At 56.6% G+C, this 23,457-nt stretch carries 17 protein-coding genes; 5 read left to right on the forward strand and 12 right to left on the reverse strand.

What is annotated here, in order from left to right; all coding sequences use genetic code 11:
- Positions 1–45: 45 nt before the first annotated feature.
- From RISK_RS31515 to RISK_RS33020, 12 genes are all read right to left on the reverse strand, one after another.
- Positions 46–369, reverse strand: coding sequence for a hypothetical protein (locus RISK_RS31515; RefSeq protein ID WP_150122561.1), 324 nt, complete (start codon positions 367–369; stop codon positions 46–48).
- A gap of 1,313 nt (positions 370–1,682) precedes the next feature.
- The gene (locus RISK_RS11465) at positions 1,683–2,027 is read right to left on the reverse strand and encodes a hypothetical protein (protein WP_047814440.1); all 345 of its coding nucleotides are present in this window, start codon (positions 2,025–2,027) and stop codon (positions 1,683–1,685) included.
- Between the two features lie 52 nt (positions 2,028–2,079).
- Entirely contained in the window at positions 2,080–2,313 is a 234-nt protein-coding gene (locus RISK_RS31525; protein WP_150122563.1) for a hypothetical protein, read from the reverse strand.
- 296 nt (positions 2,314–2,609) lie between these two features.
- Positions 2,610–3,026, reverse strand: a complete 417-nt coding sequence (locus RISK_RS11475; protein WP_150122564.1) for a hypothetical protein — start codon at positions 3,024–3,026, stop codon at positions 2,610–2,612.
- A 662-nt stretch (positions 3,027–3,688) separates the two neighbouring features.
- A complete protein-coding gene (locus RISK_RS11480) occupies positions 3,689–5,185 on the reverse strand; it encodes a N,N-dimethylformamidase beta subunit family domain-containing protein (protein WP_201778946.1) in 1,497 nt (498 codons plus the stop codon).
- Between the two features lie 26 nt (positions 5,186–5,211).
- Positions 5,212–8,214 (reverse strand): PVC-type heme-binding CxxCH protein, encoded by a 3,003-nt coding sequence (locus RISK_RS11485; protein WP_160311435.1) that lies wholly within the window; start codon positions 8,212–8,214, stop codon positions 5,212–5,214.
- 270 nt (positions 8,215–8,484) lie between these two features.
- Positions 8,485–8,688 (reverse strand): hypothetical protein, encoded by a 204-nt coding sequence (locus tag RISK_RS11495; RefSeq protein ID WP_047814444.1) that lies wholly within the window; start codon positions 8,686–8,688, stop codon positions 8,485–8,487.
- A gap of 284 nt (positions 8,689–8,972) precedes the next feature.
- The gene (locus tag RISK_RS11505) at positions 8,973–10,550 is read right to left on the reverse strand and encodes an arylsulfatase (protein ID WP_047814528.1); all 1,578 of its coding nucleotides are present in this window, start codon (positions 10,548–10,550) and stop codon (positions 8,973–8,975) included.
- 731 nt (positions 10,551–11,281) lie between these two features.
- Complete coding sequence (locus RISK_RS11515) at positions 11,282–11,614, reverse strand: hypothetical protein (protein WP_150122565.1); 333 nt, start codon at positions 11,612–11,614, stop codon at positions 11,282–11,284.
- Between the two features lie 294 nt (positions 11,615–11,908).
- A complete protein-coding gene (locus RISK_RS11520; protein ID WP_053061160.1) occupies positions 11,909–12,316 on the reverse strand; it encodes a hypothetical protein in 408 nt (135 codons plus the stop codon).
- 569 nt (positions 12,317–12,885) lie between these two features.
- Positions 12,886–13,992 (reverse strand): DUF4238 domain-containing protein, encoded by a 1,107-nt coding sequence (locus RISK_RS28105; RefSeq protein WP_053061161.1) that lies wholly within the window; start codon positions 13,990–13,992, stop codon positions 12,886–12,888.
- Positions 13,993–14,221: 229 nt separating this feature from the next.
- Entirely contained in the window at positions 14,222–14,596 is a 375-nt protein-coding gene (locus tag RISK_RS33020; RefSeq protein ID WP_047814448.1) for a hypothetical protein, read from the reverse strand.
- Between the two features lie 1,465 nt (positions 14,597–16,061).
- Here RISK_RS33020 and RISK_RS11550 point away from each other — a divergent pair.
- The 5 genes from RISK_RS11550 (at position 16,062) to RISK_RS11570 (ending at position 23,394) form a co-directional block, all read left to right on the forward strand.
- Positions 16,062–17,819, forward strand: a complete 1,758-nt coding sequence (locus RISK_RS11550; RefSeq protein ID WP_047814451.1) for a GspE/PulE family protein — start codon at positions 16,062–16,064, stop codon at positions 17,817–17,819.
- A 492-nt stretch (positions 17,820–18,311) separates the two neighbouring features.
- A complete protein-coding gene (locus RISK_RS11555) occupies positions 18,312–19,418 on the forward strand; it encodes a type IV pilus twitching motility protein PilT (RefSeq protein WP_047814452.1) in 1,107 nt (368 codons plus the stop codon).
- A 132-nt stretch (positions 19,419–19,550) separates the two neighbouring features.
- Complete coding sequence (locus RISK_RS11560; protein WP_047814453.1) at positions 19,551–21,266, forward strand: GspE/PulE family protein; 1,716 nt, start codon at positions 19,551–19,553, stop codon at positions 21,264–21,266.
- A gap of 136 nt (positions 21,267–21,402) precedes the next feature.
- The gene (locus RISK_RS11565) at positions 21,403–21,759 is read left to right on the forward strand and encodes a four helix bundle protein (RefSeq protein ID WP_047814454.1); all 357 of its coding nucleotides are present in this window, start codon (positions 21,403–21,405) and stop codon (positions 21,757–21,759) included.
- Between the two features lie 195 nt (positions 21,760–21,954).
- Positions 21,955–23,394 (forward strand): type II secretion system F family protein, encoded by a 1,440-nt coding sequence (locus RISK_RS11570; RefSeq protein ID WP_047814455.1) that lies wholly within the window; start codon positions 21,955–21,957, stop codon positions 23,392–23,394.
- The last annotated feature ends 63 nt before the right edge of the window (positions 23,395–23,457 follow it).

Below are 23,457 nucleotides of genomic sequence, written 5' to 3' on the forward strand. Positions count from 1 at the left end.
GAGGAGATGGAGGCTGCATTGTATCGCTGCCAACTCGCTCTGCCATCAACCGCATCGTGTTTCTTCTCGAAAACTTGATGATGCAACGCCAGCGTTGTGTATGTAGTTTTGCCAAGCACGAACCACGAGTATCAAAGCACCCAAAAGCAGAAGCAGGCCAACGGACAATGTTGCTGCGATGAATGTCTCGTTGGAAACCGCGCCCCCATTGATCTCGATATCGTAAATCCCTGTCGTGGTCGAAAAGAGGCTGAGCTCATGGACCAGCATGACCAGTCCAAGAGCGATCGGAGGGAAAGCGAAGAAGGCGAGCAACACCGAGCAAACAATGCTACCAAGAACCGATCGCAACTTCGTCGCATCGGCCACTGAGGTGTCGTTCGTTTGATAGGGGTTGGGCATGAAAGTGTCAAAGGACTGAGCGGAGGTCAAGTCGCATAGGCTTCCAGTTTGCGATTGCGAGGAACACAAGCCGAAAGCCTGCGAAGCAGGTGCCAGGAACGATCGGGCGAACCATTTGGCCGTTGAGGTGCTAGCCCCGGTTGTACGTCGAAACAACAACGCTTGCCAATCCATCTCCATCGCCGAGAGACTCCTGCCAACCTGCTTTGCAGCCTGTTGATTGAGTCAGCCAGAACGCGATCGTCGAGGGCCGGAATGCGAGCGTTCAGTAAAAATTCGCGGGAGGGACGTGCGCGGCGGTTTCTGTGCTCGGCCCCCTTGCTCGCGTAAGCTTGAACGACGTCGCTCGACCTCCGCCTGAAACTTCGTTTTAGGGGAGGTGATGAGCGAAGTCAGAGTAGAACAGTTGTCCCCAACTGTTCCGTCGGGCAGCCCTCAATCGCGAAGCCTTGTTGCAACCCAGCCCATTCAATCAGCTCACGACGGATTCTGACAAGAAATTCCGTTGCCATGATCACTCCGCTCGCTTTCCAAGCAGGTAGGCAAGTGTCATCGGGTATGTGAGCCATTCGGCGTTAGCCACGGTTCCTCACGACGGATTCTGACAAGAAATTCCGTTGCCGTGATCACTCCGCTCGCTTTCTAAGCAGGTAGGCAGGTGTCATCGGGTATGTGAGCCGTTTGGCGTTAGCCACGGTTTTCACGCACAACCGGGGCCAACGCTGGACTGCTGAATATTTGGCGTTGTGACGCACTGTGGTTGCGCAAGTTTTCATCCCGGTAGGGATTTCAGATGGTCGCCGTCGGTAAGCGATCGAACCACCGACGGACAGGTAAAGCCCACGTCGCCACTCTCCATCCCGCCGTGGCCATGGGCCACGGCGGGATGGAGAGTGTTTTGAGGGACGCTCGTTTTCCGGGGGTACGCTGCTACGCAGCAACCCCCGGCTACCATCTGACATCCCTACCGGGATCAAGAAAGACAGCAAGCCGGAAGAAAAGCTGCATCCACTATCAGAGCTTCAACACCAAACATTTGGCCAGCAAACATTTGATCCACCGCCGTGTTTGGCCCGAAGGGTCCCGTCGTTCACAAGCTCATCCTTCTCACCAGGCATGAGCCTTAGCTTTGGCGATCGAACATGAATGAAGGGATTGGTCGACATACGGGAACTCGGAGGATCACTCTTCGAAAGCGGCTGCAACAGGGGCTCCCTCGTCACTCCGAGAGAACGCTGACGCACCTCACCGTTGGGCTGTCTCTGGCAAATCATCGCCAATCACAGTGCAATCAGAACCAAAAGGCATCCCAACACGATGAACGGAATGCCGAAGACGATTCTCGCGGCGCTCGGTTCGCTTCGATAAGCAAAACGGGCAGCCACGAAGAACGATATGCCAAAGGCGAAACACAACGTTGGCAAAACAACGGCTGAGAACAGTGCGGACGATCCCCGTTGAAGACCCGCTATCAAAGGCAAGAACGCGAACAAACCAATTCCGGATGCGGTGACTCCAAGCACCAACGCAGTGTCACCAAGCAGATTTTTCCCAATGCCACTGACAGCACGAGTTTGTTCTTCGCAAACAAAGGTGGTTTGATACGGGTTCGGAGGTTCACGCATGGGGCTCAATCCAAGTGGCATCCACTGACCGGCGGTTGTCCCTTGTCGTCGTTCACTGGCGTGACGATTCTAACACGGAATCAATCGCAGCTTGGAATTCCCTGGGGTTCCCGCCGACGTAGGTGAAATCGTCCCAAGTGAAAACAAGCGTGTCGTCGTTGATGATTCGAACGAACACCCTGGTGGGGTTCATTCCCGCTTGGTAATGAAGTTCGTACGAGTCCCCGAGAACGGGTTTGTTGCTGTTGCGCCGGATCGGTCGAAGTGCGGCGATGAGACGCGACATCACTTCTCCACTCACCTCAATAGACTCCGGATCCAAATCGTCGGGCAAGTGCACAGTTGCGAAGTGCATTGCGGATCCAGAACGCAGATCAAGCATCTCGTTCGTCATTGGCTTTGGCGGTCCGCTTGGTCCGCACCCGCCTAAAAGAACCAAGCAGGCAAACGTCATAACGGTCCCTTGAATCGGAATCAACGAAACGAACCAACGGCGGGACATCCCAACCAGGCAACCGTTTTCAACCGTGCTGTGCATCATCGACCTCTGCGTGGAATTTTTTAACCGGGAAAACCGTTCTCCTAAATGGGCCAGCCACATTCCGTGCATCGCTCGTCTTCGTCCACTTGGACCTCTTTTGCACACAGAGCGCAATATCGCATGACGAATCCAAACGACAACGCGCCCCCGGCTAACCACTTGAGCGCAGGCCTGACCTCCATCCTCAGGCTCTTTTTCACCGCGACGATGAATCCATAGGCGATGCCAACGTACAACACAATTGCAACGACGTAGAAAAGCACAAGGGACGCCGGAACGAAGAATGCAAATCGCATCACACGGAGAATCGTCGCCAAGACCAACAACGCTGCGAGCAGAAATCCCCCGGCGGATGCCACCGCCAGTGCATAACACACCACGCGATTCAAGATGGGGACGGAAGACGCATCGTCCACATCAAGAGTGCTGGGGCTGTAGGGATTCTCTTCCATGCTCATGCTTAGCGTTCTCGAAACGACGATTCAGCTTCCCTCGGATGAACTCCAATCCTACCTCACTTCACACGACCGCACATCACAAGACGCCAAACCTATCAGATGAGCAGGATGATCGGACGCAACCCTTTCAGCCGTTTGGGCGTTATCCCGGACTGCGAAAACTGGAGGGTTAACACGGACATTGCGGCGTCAATTTTGGTTCGGTCTCACGCCCCAACGGGCAACGCTATAGTAGCCCCAGGCATCGCCTGGGGTTTCGTGACGGAGGCTCCATCGCGATCCCCAACGGGGCGGCCCAAACAGAGAGTCCCAAAAAACGCGAGGGCTGCCCCGTTGGGGCAAAGTCGTGGAACAGAACTTGCGCAAACCAAAACGCTCCACAACACCAAACAGTTCGCGGCTCAGCACTAAGCAGGTCGGCAGGAATGATCGGGTAGAACCATGTGAGCCGTTTGGGCGTTCGCCCCGGTTGGACGTGGAAGCAACCACGCTTGCCAAGACATTTCAGATGCCGAAAGACTCCTGCCGACCTGCTTAGCCCCAGTTGTAAGTGTGAGCAACAAGTGGTTTTGACACGATGCAATGCGTCTGAGAAAGGATTGGAATGGACTGGTGAATTCAAATGTCTTTGCAACTCGGATTCGAAAACGATGTGTCCAATCCTAACCAGACTTCGCTGACAAACGGTTCAGAATGTTTCGAGTGGCCTGTTCAATCACAGGGGAATTCCCTCTCAAACCGTGTGCCCAATCGGTCGAACCTGCCGTGAAGACCGTTCCCCCCTGTTCATAGACGCCCATCACGGACGCACCGATTCGATCGGCCGGAAAACGATCGTACCAGTAGGAATCACCCGGGTGCCAACGCGCTGGACAGATGCCCAGTATCGTGAAGGAATCGGGAGTCCCATCGCGTCCGGTAGGAAACGGCAAACCGTCTCGCCATTCCATCTCACACCCGTCGCACTCATAACCAACGACCGTGTCGGCGCCACCGATCTGGTCGCCTTGCTTCACATCCGTCCCCTCGAACACCCAGTGTTCCGGGCGATGCACGTCGTAAGCTCCCGAACCATCCATGAATTGGCCGTGGCTGAGATGGTAACCACCCCACATGAACCCAACGCCCGTCAATTGGTTCTCAGGACGATTGACGAGATGATGTCCCCAAGCCGTGCTCAGTCGCTGATGGTCCGTTGTGCGAAATTCCGGATCCATGTTGTAGAATTGCTTGTAGCAAGTCAGCGCTCGTCCATGATCTTCGCTGCGAACTTGCCAACAACAGGTGTTCCCGCTGAAGAACGCGACGTTTCCACCTTCGGCGATAAACGCTTCCAAGTGGTCTCGCATCGGAGCCGACCAATACTCGTCATGGCCAACGCTCAACACCAACCGATACTTGGCCAACATCTCCGGATGAAATTCCAAGTCACTGTTGACCGCGTATTCTAGTTCATACCCTGAGTTCTCTGCCCACTGAATGAACGGCAATTCCCATTTCGCGAATTGCGATTGGATCGGCCGATCAAAGGAAACGCGGTTGCCTTGGACGCCATCCCGATCGTGGTAGCCATACAAGCTGTGTCCGCCCCAGTTCGTGTACGCGTTGTACGTGTTGGTCGCCAACTGAATCAGAATCGGCGACGTCGCCCCCGGTGTTTTGGATCGAACGACAAAGAAAAGCCTGCCAACCGCCGTCCGCTGGTTGCGACCGACAAACGCACCGCCTTGATCGCGAGTCGTCAGCGTCGCTTCGTAGTAACCTGACTTCCATTCATCGGGGACCGTCAACCGAAACGCCGCTGGCCACTGGCACCCATGAGACGACGCCCGATCAGGAATCCGCTGTGCCGACACTGCAATCCCATCTTGTTGATGAACACGCTGGCGTTCCGCCCCCAACCGGTCTATTTGCATCGACACGGCGCCGGTGCCAGACAGATGAAACACAATCTCCTCACCCGCGACGTAGCTGAGCTGATCGGTGTAGCCTTCGATGAACAATCCTTCGGGCAGCTTTTGGTCCGCCATCAACTGATTGGTATTGGACGAAGCAAGGACGCTGAGACCAATCACGAAGAACCAAGTCGCAAACCATGGAAAGGAGCGCGTCGCAAAAGGAATCGTGACGCGGTGCTTGGCGATGATTTTGGGTTGCATTGCAGAGCTGTGAATCGAGAGAGCGTTCAGTTGGACGAAGACTGGCCCTGAATATACAACAGCAAGTCAGCCATCTGTTGCGTACCGATCTCTTTCTCAAGGCCAACTGGCATCATCGAAACCGAACTTCCCTGCAGGAGTTCAATTTCATTTCGCAACAACGAATGCGTTTTGCCATCCGCGGTGATCAGTTTCAAGCTGGTCGCGGTTTCTTCAGCCAGCAACCCAGCGTAGGCACGGCCATCGTCCAGCAAGACTTGGTACTGTTGGTACTTCGCTTCGACGGCCAAACTCGGATCGATGATCGCGGTCAGCAGCGCATCAGCCGAACGATTGGTCAGCGTTGTCAAATCAGGACCGATTACCGCCCCTTTCCCCTCCAACACGTGGCAGGCCGCACAATTCGCCGTGAACACCACACGCCCACGATCCGCATCCGCCTTCCCTTGCGTCAGCCATTCCATCGCGGGTCGATAGGCTTCGATCACTTGGGCACGATCCGGATCGATCGCTCCCAACAATTCAACCGCTCGATCTCGAATCTTCGTGTATCGATGCTCTGTCAGTTGGCGACGCAACGCCCCACTGAATGAATTCGCTGAGATCGTCCCCCGTTCGATCATGTCGAGCAGTTCCATCGTCCAGGCCGGGCGAGTGATCAAATTGGAAAGGATCTGCTGACGCAGCGCCGGTCCATGAGAACGCCATCCCGCGGCCAAGATCTCAGGCACACCGTCCGCGTTCGTTTCAGCCAACCTCGTTGCGGCGGCCTGTTGAATTTGAATCGGCGAATGCGGTGACAGAAAACTCGCCAACAACTGGATCTCATCCGCTCGTTGTGCCTCACGCTTGCCGAGCAACTTCATCCCAATCAAGCGTTCGGCTGTCGAAGCCCCAGAACCCTGCACCGATTCACGAACCGATCGATGCAAACGATCCAGCCTTTCGAGTGACACCGGATCAAGGGACCGGTCCAGATCACTCGCTGTGTTGCCCAGGGATTCGTACCAAGCCACCAGGACTCGCCAATCCAGAGCGAAATCAGCCGATTCGCTCCCCGATTCCAACTCGAGAAGCATCCTCGAAGCGGCACTCGGAACATCCAACTTGATCGCGAGCCCAGCCAGAGTCCCCCACCACGTGGGATCTCGTTGTCCGCTTTCCATCCATGTCGCGAGCACTCGCTCGACGTTGCCAGCATGAATGCTGCTCAGGATCGCGGCTCGGATGTACACGTCCGCCCCGGATTTCAACGCAACGGCCGCCAAACAATCCGCCGCCCAGTCCTCATCGAAAGATCCCAGGGTGTAGGCGAGTTGCAACTGAATCATCGGATCATCGTCCGACACCAATCGCTCAATCGGCTCCTGCCAATCGGACGCATCCCAACTGATCACCGAATCGCGTGCTTCCGACTCGATCTCTTGAGCCACCAATTGCTCGCCAAGAATTCGAATCGCATGCCTTCGTATACCGGGGTGCGAGTCCCGCAACGCGATTATCAAATCCGCTTGCGACACTTCCTGCACCCCGGCCAAGCTCGCTAGTGCATGCAATCGAGCCAGCGTGTTCTCACTTCCCGAGAGCAGTTTCCGAAGCTGACTTTTCGCTGCCGCCTGCTCGTCCGCTGGAATCTCCTGCCACTGCCAAAGCAACATTCGCTGAACCAAGTCCCGCTGCCAACCGCTCGGCGAATCCAACAAACCAACGAGTTCCGTCACCGACCGTTGATCGAATCGTTGGAACGCACGTCGTGGGCTCTGCCGAGGTGACACTCGGTAGATCCGCCCCAATTCCGCCCCCGCCCGCAGATCCAGTTGGGCCTCCAAGTCATCCGCAATCCATTCTGGATGTTCGATCACTTCGCGGACCATATCAGCCACATACAGGGCGCCGTCCGGTCCCGTATGCAAGCCAGCCGGCCGGGACCAGGGGTCCGCGGATCGCAGAAATTCATGACCCTCGCCATGCATCTTGATGCTATCGAAGGTGACTCCGTTGGGCACCAATTTTCTCGCATGGACGATGTTGTAGACCGGTTCGCTCGTGAACGTCGCTCCCTCGTATTCCGGACCAAACAGCGTGTCGCGATAAACGATGGTTCCGCACGCCGCCGTGAAGATGGGCGTCGCACCAATCGGTCGGTGAATCGGATCGCAGTGACTGATGATCGGACCGATCGGAAACACCTCGTTGTCGCCGACCCGGATGTCACGCCGAACGGATGGAGGCACGACATGAGGATTGCGACTCAGATAGCCTTCCTGCAGAACGTAGTGAAAGATCGGATTGGGATTGTTGCAGCCAAACCAGTTCCCCCAGTCATCGCGGTTCCGGCCGAACTGCGTTTGCCCCGACTGCGTTTCAATCTCGCCTGTATCCGGACGAATTCGCACATCGCGTCCGCTGATGTTGACTGACTTGCCGGTCCGATGGGACACGACCGTGCCGCCACTGTCACCGTTGGCAAGATAGACCCAATTGTCCAGTCCCCAACGAAGTCCGTTGACACGATGTTGCTGGTTCCCCTCGATGAAACCGGAATACAGTTTCTCAATGTGATCGGCGCCCCCATCGCCCGTCGTGTCCTTCAAGTACAGAACGTCGGGGCACGCGGTCACCAAGACTCCTTCTCGCCAAACCAACACGCCGCTGGGGGTACTGAGGTTGTCCGCGAACAAGGTCGAATGGTCATACGTTCCGTCCCCGTCTCGATCCTCCAGCACTCGGACTCGTCCGCCCGGTTCACCGCGACCATCAACGCCAGTCGGGTAGTCCGCCATCTCAACGACCCACAACCGGCCATCCGCTCCCCAATCGAAGTCAACCGGATCCATCACCAGAGGTTCAGCCGCGACCAATTCAATCGCAAACGGATCGGCCACCTCAACCTTTGAGAATGATTCCTCCCTTGTCAGAGTCTGCCCAGGCGTCGGGGCCAATACATGATGCATCTCCTGGCCGGTCGCCGAATGCAAACCAATGCCACCGAAAACGACCACCAGAAATGACACGAAACGAAAACGCATGAGATCTCTCAATAGCGGCCCGAACTCAGGACTCGTCTCCATCGGAAGGCTAAATGAATGGAGCGAACTGGGTTTGAAACGCGTTGAAGAAGGAGTCGAAGTTGGACATTGTGCTTCCAGGGACCGCATATTCAGCTTCAAAGGCCTCTCTTGTCGGCAACTCTGGTTTCACCCAAGTGTTGTACCACCCGTCGCGACCGTGTGGACTGTCGGGGAGCGGATCCTTCGCGAACAATTCGCGCGTTCGCAGTTGCGCATCGTATTCGAGTATCACACGCTGCCCGACGAATTTTCTTCCAAACCGTCCACCACCCACGCGCAAATGGGATGTTCCCGGCCGATGACGTTCTTCATGTCCGGTCGATCAGCCAGCATCTGCTTGACCTGCCGCTTCCCAAATCCGCTGTCCTGCGATAACCCAGAAACGGGCATCACGGCAAGCGTCATGATGAACACCCATCGCCATTTCATCATGTCGAATCCCTGTCTTGGATTATGCAGTTGGTGGATGCATTCTGCTAACGCATGAGGGCTTTGACGTGAAAGCGAGGGAACGATCGGTCGGTCAACAGCAGTCCAAATCGTCCACAAAGCTTTGCTCTGGATGGATGTGTTCGTACGGCACGCCAAGTTGCTCAGAAATGATTCGGCGGACCTTCAACGCGCGTTCCGGATTCGTGGCGGGCGCACACTTGGCAAGGAATGTCTGAGGGTAGCCCGTGGTCGCCGCAACGCCGCTCACCAAAGGAAAATGCTTGCTACAGCCCAATGTTCTTGGCGGGGTACTTTTTGAATGTCGCACCGTGTGCTTTCAGTTTCCCAAGCACAGTCACCATCCAAGGGTCCAGGCGATGTCCAACGGTCATTTCTTCCTTCGGATCCAGGTAGAGATTGAAGAACCAAGGCGCTAGCCCAACGTCCTGAACGGTCGCGAGGTCGATGTGCATGTGCGGGGCCTGGGCCAACACGACCTTCACGTGGGCTTTGTACTCCTTCATGCGACACGCCATCAGTTCCTTGCCCCACCAAAAGTAGACCGCTTCACGCTTCGATTGCCCCTCATCGGTGAGCAGAAACGAGGTCTGGTCTACAAAATCATAGAACCTTCCCTCCGGCAACGTGTCGGTGCCGACACCGGCGAGGTTCAGACTGACTCCAAATAAATCCATCAGGTCGAACAGCCCATCGCTCGTTCGCCCAGGTGCAATCATGCCCTTCCAATAAGCGATGCCTGGCACGCGGACGCCGCCCTCCCACGTCGTCCCCTTCGCACCACGGAACGGCGTGTACCCTGCATCAGGCCAGCCGTCCATTTGCGGGCCATTGTCCGAGGTTAAAAACACCAGCGTTCTTTCCAAGACGCCTGCGTCACCGAGTGCCTTCATGATTTCACCGATCTGGGCGTCCACCTCGTGAACGCTGTCCTTGTACGGGTACTTCGCTTCACTCTTGCCGGCATAGTCTGGGTGAGGGAAGTTGTCACAATGGACCTTCATGAAGCAATGCTCGATAAAGAACGGCTGTTCTCCGGCCGCGAGTTCCTCGATCCGCTTCACAGTGAAGTCGGTGAGCACCTGATCCGCCTTGCTCATGTCCTCCGTCGACAAAACCTGCTGCAGTTCCTCCGTGCGTCCGCCCTTGAAACCGTGAGTGAGGAAATCCGTGGGTCCCACTGCCTCGAATGCGGCAAGACGTTCTGGATTGAGTACAAGGCCCGGGAATCGCCGGGCGTCGACACGCTGAGAGATCTCTTTTTGAGCCGGGTAGTAGCCGTAGAATTCATCAAAGCCGACGTCGTGCGGACGCATGCGTTCCGACTCGCCGATATGCCACTTGCCTGAAAGCAGGGTGACGTAGCCGGCGTCACGGAGCAGCTTCGGCAGACTGATTTCGTCTTCCCAAGGGTTGGCCGTGATTTTATCGCCAGCCAGAATGGGTCGTGTCAGTCCCGTGCGTACAGGCAATCGTCCGGTCAGAATCGCCGAACGGGTTGGTGTGCAGGTTTGCTGAGCGTAGCACGAAGTAAGCTTGAGACCTTCTGCGGCCAATCTGTCAATGTTCGGTGTCGAGGCACCGGCCAGGCCTCCACCGCCATAGCAACCGGGATCGCCAAAGCCCATGTCATCGACCACGAGCCAAAGGATGTTCGGCCTTTGACCCGTCTTCGCTTTAAGTGCGGCGAGTCTTTCCTCCGCGGCCTTGTCCTGCTCGGGACGCGGGATAACAGCTTCAAAGTTTCCGGCAAACGGCACTGACCGATCAAATTTGGGTGGTTCCTGCCCAAAGCACGCTGTCGCACAGCCAAATGCAAACACAAGAACGCAAAACTGGTTCATCTCTTTGGCTTCTTTCTCAAAGGTCAGTGAATAGCGAAAAGGAATGAACGACATGCAAGCAGACCGAAAACCGGCCCCGCCTTCCGCCAGCGAATCCGATGGCCGCCCAACAACTGCCAAGATCGACGTGGGCAGTCTGCCGGTCATCATCCCATGCCATCATATCGTCGCGAAAACGCCCGCGCAAGCAATCTCCGTCTTCTTCCCCCAGTCGATGGTGCGGAACCAACAGCGATATTCATGCGAGCCGCTTGGGCGGCTGACTGATTGGCAGTGTGGTGGCGATTCGCTTGAGTGAGCTTTCCTCTGAACTGTCGTGACTGTCAACGCCCCGGCTCGAGGTTGCGCAGCCGACAACTTCCATTCGCGAGTTTTAAATTCCCCTCCTGGATGCAGTGGGGCGTGCAGTTCTTGTGTGCTGTGTTCGTGACGTCTTGCGGCCCCGCCCGCGCAGTGAGGTCGTGCAGTTTTTGGATGCTGTTCCAGCAGCGTCTTGAGAACTCCGCCCGACAAAGTTGGGAGGGGTCGGAATGCGAGCGTTCAGCGAGCTTTCCGGGGGAGGGCAGTGCGCGCCGCATTCCCTGCCCGCTCCCTCCAACGCGTCCGCCTGAACGGCGTCGCTCGGCCTCCACCGGAAGCTATGCTTTGAAAGGAATTGGATGAGAGAAGTCAGAGTAGAACCGTTGTCCTCAACTGTTCCATCTCGCAACCCTCGATCGCGACGCCTCGTCTCAACCGAGCCCAATGCCAACCGTTCCTTTGACCGCGTGTTGTTCATCCACCGCCAACTCGCCTGTGATTTCGCCAATCGCGCGAAGTACAAACGCATGGTCCAATGTCGATCGAGCCGCCGCGTCGTACTCCAAGTCCCCATGTCGCGTCCCTTCCTTGAGCGGCGACAATCGCAAGCGATAAGTTGAAATGGGGCGATTCGAAACGCGAAACGCGAAACACGAACCGAAATTGCCCCGCTCGTGATCGATACGAACCACGTGTTTCTCCGCGATTGTCAGGAGGCTCGAACAGAACAGAACATGCCGTGGTAACCCACGGATTCGATTCATCGACGCGTCCTGTCGCCAGAACGTCGCGTTCCAGAACATCGATCTGTCGTCCCTGCACCAGCACACGGACGATTCGCTCATGGGGAGACGTGAACGCGTTGGCGGAAATGCGAACGACAGTTCCGTAGTGCCCGAGGGTTCCTCCCGATTCCGGGTCGTCTTCAAATACGACGACAATGTCACGAGGTTGAAGCATTCGATGGAACCGACTTCCTTTCAGCAACGAGGAACAACTTCGGCTATGGAGCAACATGGAATCACGCGACTTCCGAGTGCAACTCCGAAACGCCGTGTCTATTCTTCCAGATCGTTTGGCTTGGCTTGGTCAAAACTTCTGGATGCCAAGTAGGCGGAAATGCCTGGTTGAATCACCACACAATAGAAAACACCTTGAATCGCGACAAACCCAACACCGATAAACAGAAATCTCAATGCGGATTCGATGATCCCGGGGTTGGGTTGGTACGTGTCTCGCCAGGCGATTAGAAAACTGACAAGCAACGCACCTTGCGTCACGCCAAGTCCAATGCCAACCGCCACTTCATCCAATCGTTGTGGCGGAACGTCCGGAAACATTGCGTGGTAGTACCCAGGATTGAATGTGCCCAACAAATACCCCGTCGCAAAACCAGCGAAGCAGCCCAGGAGCGTCAGGATCACGACAAACGCGAGCGGCGTCTTGAGTTCTGTGGAGTCAAGCATGCATTCATTTTCACGAGTTGGTTTCGTCTGAAGCAGGTCGGCAGGAATGATCGGGCATCATCATATGAGCCGTTTGGGCGTTAGCCCCGGTTGGACGTGGGAGCAGTGGCGTTTGCGATGATAGTTCAAATGCCAACAGACTCCTTCCGAACTGCTTACCTGAGTTTTCCGGCACCAATCAAAGAATTCTGGACCACGAGAAGGATGCGGGCACGCCTCTTCGCCTGTCACTCGCACAACAGAGACCTGGGTGAAAGAAGAGGACCCACGAATCGTTTAGCCGGTAGACAAAGGCGTCGCTCGCGCCGGACGTCCCCCACCGCGCCGCTCGCGGTTTCGCGATGAGCGGCAAGGGCCCGAGCCAGTTTGACAGAACGGGGCGTCTTTCCATGACGTCGGGCGTCCAGCGGGCTTTGTCGATCGAGTACCTGACCTCCGAGGGCTTGTTGAATCTAGAAGAGCGTTGGCACTCGTTTGCATCCTTGCGACGAATCGCCTAGTGCGGTCCCGCATGCTAGGTGGTGTGGGAGGGGTCCCGGGCAACCGGGCCCCTATCCCGATACCCATGGTTATCCGAGATCAGCTTCCGCGATCCTAGCCTCGTGCTCCTCAACAATCTCTGGGGTTCGGGCACGGAAAACATACTCGTGCGGTTGCACAGGTTCACAACTAAAAAATGAAAGGGAAAGCCGGTAGGTTATTTGATGCTCGAAGATATGCATCAGCGGACCATCGGGACGTTCGCCGTCGATGAGAAAATCCGAGTCGCCGTTAAATTCCGCGTGTGGTGAAGAGAGCGTTGCCTTGTGTGCCTGCCAAAGGTCCGAAACGTAATCTCGCTTCTCTGTTGGAGCAAAATATACTGCTCGTGTCGTGTGGAAGAATTGAAGTGCATTGATCCCTGAAACATCACTTCGCTGGTGAATGTCGTACTGTAGCTGATCACCGAAGGGAGTCGTATAGATCGCATCATCGTAAAGGACGAGACAAGTTACCGGATCAATGGGATAGAATATCTGTAGCCCTGGACATTGAAGCCCCAGCACTCCTCGATCCGTAATCCGTTTTGCCCATGTGTTGTAGAACACAACGGGAGCATCGCCGAACACAAATGGATAGTCGGTACGGTTGCGAAGAATCAGCAGACGAAGATCACTTATAAGTGGCGCATTCTCCAGCGCAATGCTCACAGTACGTGCTATTGTCGCTTGTGGTGGCTCGGATACGGAAAAGTTCCCCATGTCAATCTGCGCAGCCATCGCTTCACCATCTTCAATATTCGGATCGTGAAGCAGATGTTGCTTGAACATCTCAAGCAACATCTCAGATTGGGCCGGAGCGTATTTTTCGATTTCCATCGCCGTCCGACCACGCTGAAAGACAACGGCTTGGAGCAACGCCATGAACTCATGCGGACTGAAGAACTCACTGCGCTGATTCCACCCGATTTCAATTGCGGCACGCGTCGCGGACGCGTGGGTCGCCTCCATCTGCGAAAACGCTGACTCTAGTTCCTTGGAACCGTAGAAATTGTTCCGCGCGCACTGCCCCTTGATTGCAGCCCGCGGAACGACCACGCCGTCTGCGGTTGACAGCATCCCGATATTCCGGCCGTTCTCAGAGAAATTACGGAAGTAGTACTGCGGAACGTAGTGTTGGTTTTTGCGGTCGGCCATGGCAATCAAAGGTTCGTTGTCTCAAGCTAATGACCATGCGTCAGAGATAAGGTTCGCCAAATGCGTCGGATAACGAATTGCGATCTATCCGCTGGTCAGGCGTTAAAAAAGCTCAATGTTGATGGTTGAGCTGATCGCCTGACCTGCGAATAGATCGTGCGTTGAACTTTGTCGCTGCACTGGGTTGTTCGGGGAAGCGTATCAGAACGTCTGGTTCGCTAGAATGAGTCTACCAGATACGTTCTTGGCATGCCCGGGAAGCGGCAAGGCCGGGTAGCGACAGCTGAAACGCAGGTGGGCGATCTTGCTCGCGTTCCTTTGCACCTTCTACCTGAGTTTGCAGGTACCAATCGTAAAAATCCTTGCCATGGGACTCCGTCCAGAACTTCCGATGCGATTCGCGTTGCCGGTCGGCATACCACCACGGGCAACTGTCGCTCTCTCGCCACATCAGCTCCTTCCAAGATGGCTTCTCCGTCTGAGCGACCAGTTCCAACCGGTCACTGCCGCAGTGCTCACACAGCAAGTCGGGTTGATCGACTTCACCTCCTTCTTCGTCGGCGGGTGACACATCGCGACCGAGTGAACCATCGTGACAGGCCAAGGGATCTGGATGGTGTGCTTGTACAGAAACCGTAGCGAGCCGCTATTCCCAGTGGTCTGTCAGGACTTGTTTTTAGGGTAGTGGACGAGGCCACGAGTCCTGAACTGGCGTCAAATCCAAGGACTCGTGGCCTCGTCCACTACGAACAACCCTAACTTTTAGCTTTGACAGACCACTAGCTTCTGGCTTCTGGCTTCTGGCTTCTGGCTTCTGACTTCTGGCTTCTGGCTTCTGACTCGGACTCGGACTCGGACTCGGACTCGGACTCGGACTCGGACTCGGACTCGGACTCGGACTCGGACTCTGACTCTGACTCGGACTCTGACTCTGACTCGGACTCGGACTCGGACTCGGACTCGCCGGTGTTATCCGCAGCCATTTCGTCTCTCGGCACCTGTCGCCGCTCCGCGGCTTTTGGGGTGTGTGGGTTGCGTCTGAGACCTCGGGTTGAAACCCGAGGCTGTCGGATGTCACCGCTCCGCGGTTAAGTGTGCCGGCTGCGATTGCGGCAACAGTCGCGGAGCGACGGCATGAGAAAGCCTTGGGTTTCAACCCAAGGTTGGGAGAATTGCCACGCGTCGGCGAGTCGCAGAGCGACGACAGTTGTCAACGAGTTCATCACCCCCTGCCGCCGCTCCGCGGCTTCCCGGGCGTGGGGAACCGTCCGAGACCTCGGGTTGAAACCCGAGGCTGGCACCTGCCACCGCTCCGCGGTTGAGTGGGGCGAGCCCGTTCGTGGCCACAGTCGCGGAGCGACGACATCCGAGCAGCCTTTGGGTTTCAACCCAAGGTCCACGAAAGCCAAGCACACCGGCGAGTCGCGGAGCGACGACAGTTGTGCGTGCACCTGTCGCTGTTCCGAGTGCTCTCGGATAGTGCCAGCCACCATCTCGCCACCGTCCGAGACCTCGGGTTGAAACCCGAGGCTGGCACCTGCCACCGCTCCGCGGTTGGGTAAGGCGAGCCCGTTCGTGGCCACAGTCGCCGAGCGACGGCATCCGAGCAGCCTTTGGGTTTCAACCCAAGGTCCACGCATGCCCAGCACACGTGTGAGTCGCAGAGCGACGACAGTTGTCAACGAGTTCGTCACCCCCTGCCGCCGCTTCGCGGCTTCCCGGGCATGGGGAATCGTCCGAGACCTCGGGTTGAAACCCGAGGCTGGCAGCTGTCACCGCTCCGCGGTTGGGTGGGGCGAGCCCGTTCGTGGCCACAGTCGCGGCGCGACGGCATCCGAGCAGCCTTGGGGTTTCAACCCAAGGTCCACGCATGCCCAGCACACGTGTGAGTCGCAGAGCGACGACAGTTGGCAGTGAGTTCGCAACCCCCTGAGCCCCTGTTTTGCTCGTCGGGCTCAGAATTACGCAACCTGCCCCGGATCCTCGTGATATCCTAAGATCACGTCGCCGGGCGTCCTTTTTGCGAGCACTCGGCTGCCAAAGCTTTTCTGTCGACGAAGGAATTCACCATGAGCCGGACGATGCAAGATTTCACCGATTTGCTGCTCCAACAGGGCGTCATCAGTCTCGATCAGCTGTCCGAAGCCGAAGAAGTCGCGAAGAACACCAGTGCGGACATTGGTGACGTGCTGATCAAAATGGAATACGCCAGCCCCGAAGAAGTCGGGATGGCCTTGGCGAAGTTCCACAAAATTCCCTTTGTGGACCTCCGCAGCGAGCGGATCAGCGAATCCGTCATCGAATTGGTCCCCGAATCGGTCGCTCGCGAAAACACGGTGTTGCCCTTCAAAGAAGAAGACGGGGCCCTGACGATTCTGATCGCCGACCCGTTTGACCTCGAGACCATCGAAAAGCTGCGTTTCATCCTCAACCGGAAAATCGAAACCGCTCTGGCTCCCAAAGAAGCCATCAACGGGGCGATCAACCAGTACTACGGTCAGGTCGAAGGTGAATCGGCTGACTCGATGTTGCAAGAGTTCACCGACACAGCGATCGACTTCACCGAAACCGAGTCTGACACCGGTGGGGGGGAGGAAACCGTTGATGACAACTCCGCCCCCGTCATCCGGCTGGTCAACCTGATGATCGCGGAAGCCGTGCAGTTGCGGGCCAGCGACATCCACGTCGAACCCTTCGAAGATCGCGTTCGAATCCGTTATCGAATTGACGGCGTCTGCGTCGAGCGGGAAGCAGCCCCCCGGCGGATGCTGTCGGCCATCATCGCCCGGATCAAGATCCTCTCGAAGATCGACATCAGCGAAAAGCGACGCCCCACGGACGGGCGGATCAAAATCACGGTGGGGGACAAGCAACTCGATTTGCGGGTCAGCATCATCCCCACCAACCACGGCCAGTCCTGCGTGATGCGGCTGCTGGACAAGGACAACATCAAAGTCGGCACCCGGCAACTCGGCCTGTCCGAGCGGGACTTCCGCAACTTCAACTCGTTGATCCGTCGGCCCAACGGGATCGTGCTGGTCACCGGCCCAACCGGGTCCGGAAAGACCACCACCCTGTACGCCTCCCTGAACGCACTGAACCGACCCGACCGCAAGATCATCACGGCGGAAGACCCGGTCGAGTATTACCTGCCCGGGATCAATCAGGTTGAAGTGAAGCACAACATCGGCCTCGACTTCGCTCGCATCATTCGGGCCATGTTGCGGCAAGCACCCAACATCATCCTCGTCGGTGAAATGCGAGATCACGAGACCGCATCGATGGGAATTCAAGCCTCACTGACTGGACACTTGGTTTTCAGTACTCTACACACGAACGATGCGCCCAGTGCCATATCACGGATGGTGGACATCGGTGTACCATCCTACATGGTGGCAAGTTCCGTCATCGCGGTGCTGGCTCAGCGTTTGGTGCGGACCATTTGCCCTCGTTGCAAGGTCCGCTACCAGCCGCCTCAGAGCGTGATCGACGACTCGGAGATCCCACCAGAGATGCTCGCTCAAGCCGAGTTCTGCAAGGGCAAGGGATGCACGTACTGCGGCCGCACCGGCTACCGGGGCCGGATCGGGATCTACGAACTGATGTTGATCAACAACAAGCTTCGCGAGTTGATGTTCAAAGGAACGACCACCAAAACGATTCGCGAAGAGGCCATAAAGAACGGCATGTCAACGCTTTACGCCGATGGCATGCTCAAGGTGATTCGCGGGATCACGACTTTCGACGAAGTGTATCGGGTCGCCAAAAAGACCGAGCAAGAAGCGCTCGCTCTCGACCACATCGCGAAAGAGCTGTCGTCGCTGTAGGCCGGTTCGAATTCGCGAGCCCCTGACGCGACCGACACGCTCCGCGAATTCGGACTTCGGGGGGGGGTGGCCGCTTGGCCGGGTCCCGGCGACGGGCTGGCGAGAGGACTCGGCAGTCGGTTCTGGTGCCGCCGCATGGCCGAGCGGGTTGGTTCTGGCCGCCTCGGTAGGGGTGGTTGGGTGTGCATTCGGGCGACAAGACGCGAATTTCTTTGCCTTTGACGCTGTTTCACGCATAATGGCAGCGTCTGGCACGGGAAATCACGTGTCAGGCGACTTGTCTGGGACACACTGTCCCGTTGCCGAACGATCTGGCGGGATGCCGGTTGCTCTGGCGTGATTCGTACTCGTCTTTTCTTGCGAATCACCTGGGGAGTGGCCGGTTGAAACACCGGTCGAATGCGGGCTGGCCGAGTCGCCGCCGAATCTCAGCCAGACTTGAGACCCCTTTTCTCCTCTTCACGCCCTCTCACCCACCGTCAGGCGTTTTCCATGGCCACCGTGCTGATCGACAAACTGTTGCAAGCCGCTGTGAAGCAAGGTGTGAGTGATATTCACATCGTTGTTGGTCAGCCGCCTGTGTTTCGGTTGCACGGCCGGATGCGAAAGTTGGAAACGAAGACGCTCGAAGGCGAGGACTCCGTCGCGTTGATGAAGTCGATCACGCCGGAGCGTTGTCAGCGTGAGTTGCAGGAATCGGGCTCAACCGACTTCGGGTTCGCGTTTGGCGATTTGGCCCGCTTTCGGGTTTCGGTCTTCAAGCAGCGTGGATTCATCTCCATGGTGCTGCGTCAGATCCCCAATGACAAATTGACACCCGAGCAACTTGGTTTGCCCGAGGCGGTCGTCAAAATGGTGCACCGCCCGCGGGGGTTGTTCTTGGTGACCGGTCCGACGGGTTCGGGAAAGTCGACCACGTTGGCCTCGCTGATCAACTTGCTCAACGAGACCATTGACCACCACATCATCACGATCGAAGACCCGATCGAGTTCTATCACGAACACAAAGAGTCGACGATCAATCAACGGGAAGTCGGCGTGGACGTGCCGAGTTTCTCTGAAGCGATTCGTCGTGCTCTGAGGCAAGACCCCGACGTGATTCTGGTCGGCGAGCTTCGCGACCTGGAAACCATCGAAGCGGCGATCAGTGCGGCGGAAACCGGGCACGTCGTGTTTGGCACCCTGCACACGAACAGTGCTCAAGGCACGGTCAACCGGATCATCGACGCGTTCCCCGGCAACTTGCAGGACCAGATTCGGACCCAGCTCGCTTCGACGCTGATCGGCGTGGTCGCTCAAACGTTGCTGCCCAAAATTGGTGGCGGTCGGTGTGCCGCCTACGAAGTCCTGAACGTCACGCCCGGCATCGCCAACCTGATTCGTGAAAACAAGACGTTCCGGATCAACTCGTCGATGCAGACGGGTGCCAAGTTCGGGATGCAGTTGATGGACGATGCCTTGTTCAATCACTGGAAAGGCGACCGGGTCTCGGTGGAAGACGTGTTGGCCAAAGCCCACCGTCCCGATGACTTGGCCAAACGGATCGTTCAAGCCCGACAAGGTCTGGGTGACGAACCCGTTCCGATCAAAGAAGACTGATCGCGTTGCGATCGAGCGGCTAGCAACTAGCGATTAGCTGTTAGCTCATGATGTTGCGAACCAAACCAGAATCCACAACCTGAAAAGCTAGTCGCTAGCAGCTAGTCGCTACCAACAGAAAGCTCTCCTGCCATGGCCCCACGTCGCATCGGACAGATCCTCGTCGACCTCGGTTTCCTCACCGATGATCAGCTCCAAATTGTGCTGGACGAACAAGAGCAGCAGCCCGGTGCGCTGTTTGGAAAAGTCGCCGAGGACATGCAACTGATCACCGACGAGCAGCTCATCCAAGGGCTCGCCGAACAGATGGGGATGCAGACGGTTTCGTTGGAAGACGCCAAGCTGGAACCGGAGGTGATGGAAAAGATCAGCGAAACGATGGCCCAGCTGTATCGGTGCGTTCCGATTCAGTTCGAGGGCAATTCGCTGACCATCGCGACCTGCGACCCACAGAACCTGAACATCCAAGACGAACTGCGGACGTTCCTCGGGTATGACATCAAGATTTTGGTGGCCACCGAAGCGGACATCAGCAAAACGATCACGAAGTACTACGACAGCGAAGCTGAGAGCGTCGAGAAACTGGTCGCTGAACTGGCCGAAGACGAAGAGCTGAAAGCGGCCGCCAGCTTGCTGGACAACGAAAAGTTCAACATCACCGACGCCGAAGCACTGGCCGATTCGGCGCCGGTTCGCAAGCTGCTCAACATGGTGCTGCTGTTGGCGATCAAGGACCACGCGTCGGACATTCACTTCGAACCGTTTGAAGACGAGTTCCGGATTCGGATCAAATCCGAGGGCGTGCTGTACGAGATGGTCCCGCCGCCACGTCACCTCGCGTTTGCGATCACGACGCGAATCAAAGTGATGGCCAACCTGGACATCGCCGAACGCCGGATGCCGCAGGACGGACGGATCGAACTGATGGTGGGCGGTCACCCCGTCGACCTTCGCGTTTCGGTGCTGCCAACAATCTTTGGTGAGTCGACCGTCATGCGGGTGCTCGACCGCTCGGTGGTGAACCTGTCGCTCGAAAACGTCGGCATGGACGAGGACATGATGGCGCGGTTCCGGTCGGCGATCGATCGCCCCAACGGGATCGTGCTGGTCACCGGCCCCACGGGATCAGGCAAAACGACCACGCTGTATTCGACCCTGTCGGAACTCAACGAGATTTCCGAGAAACTGATCACCACCGAAGACCCGGTGGAATACGACATTGATGGGATCATTCAGATCCCAATTGACTCCGACGCCGGGGTGACCTTTGCGTCCTGCTTGCGAGCGATTTTGCGGCAGGACCCGGACACGATCCTGGTCGGTGAAATCCGTGACTTGGAGACCGCCGAGATCTCCATTCAAGCGGCGCTAACCGGTCACTTGGTGTTCAGCACCCTGCACACCAACGACTCGCCCAGCACGGTCACTCGGTTGACCGACATGGGGATCCAGCCCTTCATGATTTGCGCGACCGTCGAAGCCATTTTGGCTCAGCGATTGGTCCGCCGAATCTGCACGGGCTGCCGCGAAAAGACCCGTGTCAGCAGCGACTTGCTGATGGAACTCGGGATGACCCGGGAGGAGATCGAAGCGACCGACTACTTCAAAGGCGTCGGTTGCGAGAAGTGCAACAACACAGGCTACAAGGGCCGGATCGCGCTGTTCGAGTTGATGATTCTCAACGACACGATTCGCGAAATGATCATGCAGAACGCCAGCACCGACGAGCTGCGAAATCAAGCCCAGAGCAATGGGATGGTGATCCTGCGAGAGTTCGGCATGAGCCTGGCTCGCGACGGAGTCACGACCCTGGACGAAATCGTCCGCGAAACCGTCGTTGACGGTTAGCGGCGAAGCCGCGGCTTCTAGCTTCTAGCTTCTAGCTTCTAGCTTCTAGCTTCTAGCTTCTAGCTTCTAGCTTCTAGCTTCTAGCGACTGGCGACTGGCGACTGGCGACTGGCGTTCCACTTAAAACGACAATCAGATGAAAGACTTTCGAGATTTGAATGTTTGGGCCAAGGCTCATGAATTCACGCTCTCGTTTTACAAAATCAATCAAAGGTTTCCAGGCGACGAGAAGGATGGATTGACGTCACAACTGAGACGTTCGGCTGCTTCGATTCCAACGAATCTGGCCGAAGGTTGCGGACGCGGAACCGATCGCGAACTGGCTCGCTTTTGCGACATCGCGATGGGATCCGCCAGTGAGGCGGACTATCCACTGTTGCTCGCAAAGGACCTTGGTTGCATCGAGTCATCGGCCTTTGACCTGATTTACGAACAACTCAACGAAATCCAACGCATGCTTCGCAGTTTCATCCAGCGACTTCGAAGCTCATGAAACAACTTGCACCACCCTTGTTCAGAAAAAGCTAACAGCTAACAGCTAGTCGCCTAGAACCGCGTTGCGTCCATGACCAATCAATCCAACTCCCATGAAGAAGCTAGAAGCTAGAAGCTAGTAGCTAGTAGCTAAGAACACCCAAGCCTGTGGCCCTGTGGCTCTGCGGCCCTTTTCACTTGAAGAAACAATCCCATGCCGACTTATACCTTTGAAGCGATGGACGCGACCGGACAAGAGATCCGGGACGAAATCGATGCGGCCAACGAGGACGAAGCTCAAACCACCATCCGCCAGATGGGTTACTTCGTCACCAAGATCGCCGTCAAAAAACAGGCGGCGGGGGCCACCAAGGCTGGCGGTGGCAAGAAACGTCCCTTCGCGATGGGTGGGGCGAAGACCAAACACATCTGCGCCTTCACACGTCAGTTGTCGATCTTGCAAGACGCCGGTCTGCCGATTCTGCGCAGCCTGAAGATTCTGGAAGGCAACCAGAAACCCGGCAAGCTCAAGAACGCCTTGATGGACGTTTGCGACGAGATCGAAGGCGGTTCGACCTTGTCCGAAGCGATGGCGAAGTGCCCCAAGGTCTTCAGTCGCTTGTACGTCAACATGATCAAAGCCGGTGAGGCCGGCGGTGCGTTGGAAACGATCCTCAACCGGTTGGCCGACTTCTTGGAGTCAGCCGAATCGCTCAAGCGGAAGGTCAAAGGGGCGTTGATCTACCCGGTCATCGTGGTCTTGGTTGCTGCGTTGATTCTGACGTTCATCATGTTGTTCATCGTCCCAACGTTCGAAAAGATGTTCGACGAGTTTGGTTTGGATCTGCCAGCCCCAACGGTGCTGTTGATCGCGATGAGCAATTACATCGCGGGTTATTGGTTCCTGTTGATCGCGATGCCGGTTTGCGCGTTGATCCTGATCAAATTGATGAGGAAGTTCAAACAGGGGCGGGTTGGGTTTGACATGTTCATCATCCGGGTGCCGATCTTTGGCACCTTGATCGAAAAGAACATTCTGGCTCGGACCACGCGGACACTGGGGACCCTGATCAGTTCCGGGGTGCCGATTTTGGAAGCGCTGAACATCACGCGAGAAACGGCGGGCAACGCCATGTTCGAGCGGATGTTCACGGGCGTCAGCAACCAGATCCGAGAAGGGGAAGTGATCAGCAAGCCGTTGAAGGAATTCTCGGTGTTGGGTTTCCACCCCATGACCGCGATCTTCTGGGCATTGTTTGGATCGTTCCCCGGGATCATGGTCCTGAGCGTCGCGTTGACGGCCAAGGGCGGCAAGCTCGATGACGGCACCATGGTCGAGATGCTGACGTTCATGTCCTTGTACATGATCGCCGGTGGATCCGTGCTGTGCGTGTTGTTTTACCTGACCAAGATCAAAGGCCGGGTGGTCGATGACCTCGTCGTCAACATGGTCGACGTCGGGGAAGAGACCGGTGAGCTGGACACGATGCTGTACAAGGTCGCCGACACGTATGACGAAGAAGTCCGGATCATGACCGACGCTCTGACCGCGTTGATGGAGCCCTTGATGATTGTGTTCCTCGGCGTCGCGGTGGGTTTCATCGTGATCAGTTTGTTCATGCCGTTGGTGTCGCTGATCTCCGGATTGACTTAGAGACCCGATCTTTTGTTGTTAGTCGGATTCGCCAGGATTCGGTTCTCGCAAAATCAAAATTTT

This window comes from Rhodopirellula islandica (genome assembly GCF_001027925.1).
GTDB classification, from domain to species: Bacteria; Planctomycetota; Planctomycetia; order Pirellulales; family Pirellulaceae; genus Rhodopirellula; species Rhodopirellula islandica.

Bases quoted from the DNA above. Each gene is read 5' to 3' on its own strand.
- RISK_RS11465 (WP_047814440.1), bottom strand. From the start codon at position 2,027: ATGCGTGAACCTCCGAACCCGTATCAAACCACCTTTGTTTGCGAAGAA.
- RISK_RS31525 (WP_150122563.1), bottom strand. From the start codon at position 2,313: ATGTCGCGTCTCATCGCCGCACTTCGACCGATCCGGCGCAACAGCAAC.
- RISK_RS11475 (WP_150122564.1), bottom strand. From the start codon at position 3,026: ATGAGCATGGAAGAGAATCCCTACAGCCCCAGCACTCTTGATGTGGAC.
- RISK_RS11480 (WP_201778946.1), bottom strand. From the start codon at position 5,185: ATGCAACCCAAAATCATCGCCAAGCACCGCGTCACGATTCCTTTTGCG.
- RISK_RS11485 (WP_160311435.1), bottom strand. From the start codon at position 8,214: ATGCGTTTTCGTTTCGTGTCATTTCTGGTGGTCGTTTTCGGTGGCATT.
- RISK_RS11495 (WP_047814444.1), bottom strand. From the start codon at position 8,688: ATGATGAAATGGCGATGGGTGTTCATCATGACGCTTGCCGTGATGCCC.
- RISK_RS11505 (WP_047814528.1), bottom strand. From the start codon at position 10,550: ATGAACCAGTTTTGCGTTCTTGTGTTTGCATTTGGCTGTGCGACAGCG.
- RISK_RS11515 (WP_150122565.1), bottom strand. From the start codon at position 11,614: ATGAATCGAATCCGTGGGTTACCACGGCATGTTCTGTTCTGTTCGAGC.
- RISK_RS11520 (WP_053061160.1), bottom strand. From the start codon at position 12,316: ATGCTTGACTCCACAGAACTCAAGACGCCGCTCGCGTTTGTCGTGATC.
- RISK_RS28105 (WP_053061161.1), bottom strand. From the start codon at position 13,992: ATGGCCGACCGCAAAAACCAACACTACGTTCCGCAGTACTACTTCCGT.
- RISK_RS11550 (WP_047814451.1), top strand. From the start codon at position 16,062: ATGAGCCGGACGATGCAAGATTTCACCGATTTGCTGCTCCAACAGGGC.
- RISK_RS11555 (WP_047814452.1), top strand. From the start codon at position 18,312: ATGGCCACCGTGCTGATCGACAAACTGTTGCAAGCCGCTGTGAAGCAA.
- RISK_RS11560 (WP_047814453.1), top strand. From the start codon at position 19,551: ATGGCCCCACGTCGCATCGGACAGATCCTCGTCGACCTCGGTTTCCTC.
- RISK_RS11565 (WP_047814454.1), top strand. From the start codon at position 21,403: ATGAAAGACTTTCGAGATTTGAATGTTTGGGCCAAGGCTCATGAATTC.
- RISK_RS11570 (WP_047814455.1), top strand. From the start codon at position 21,955: ATGCCGACTTATACCTTTGAAGCGATGGACGCGACCGGACAAGAGATC.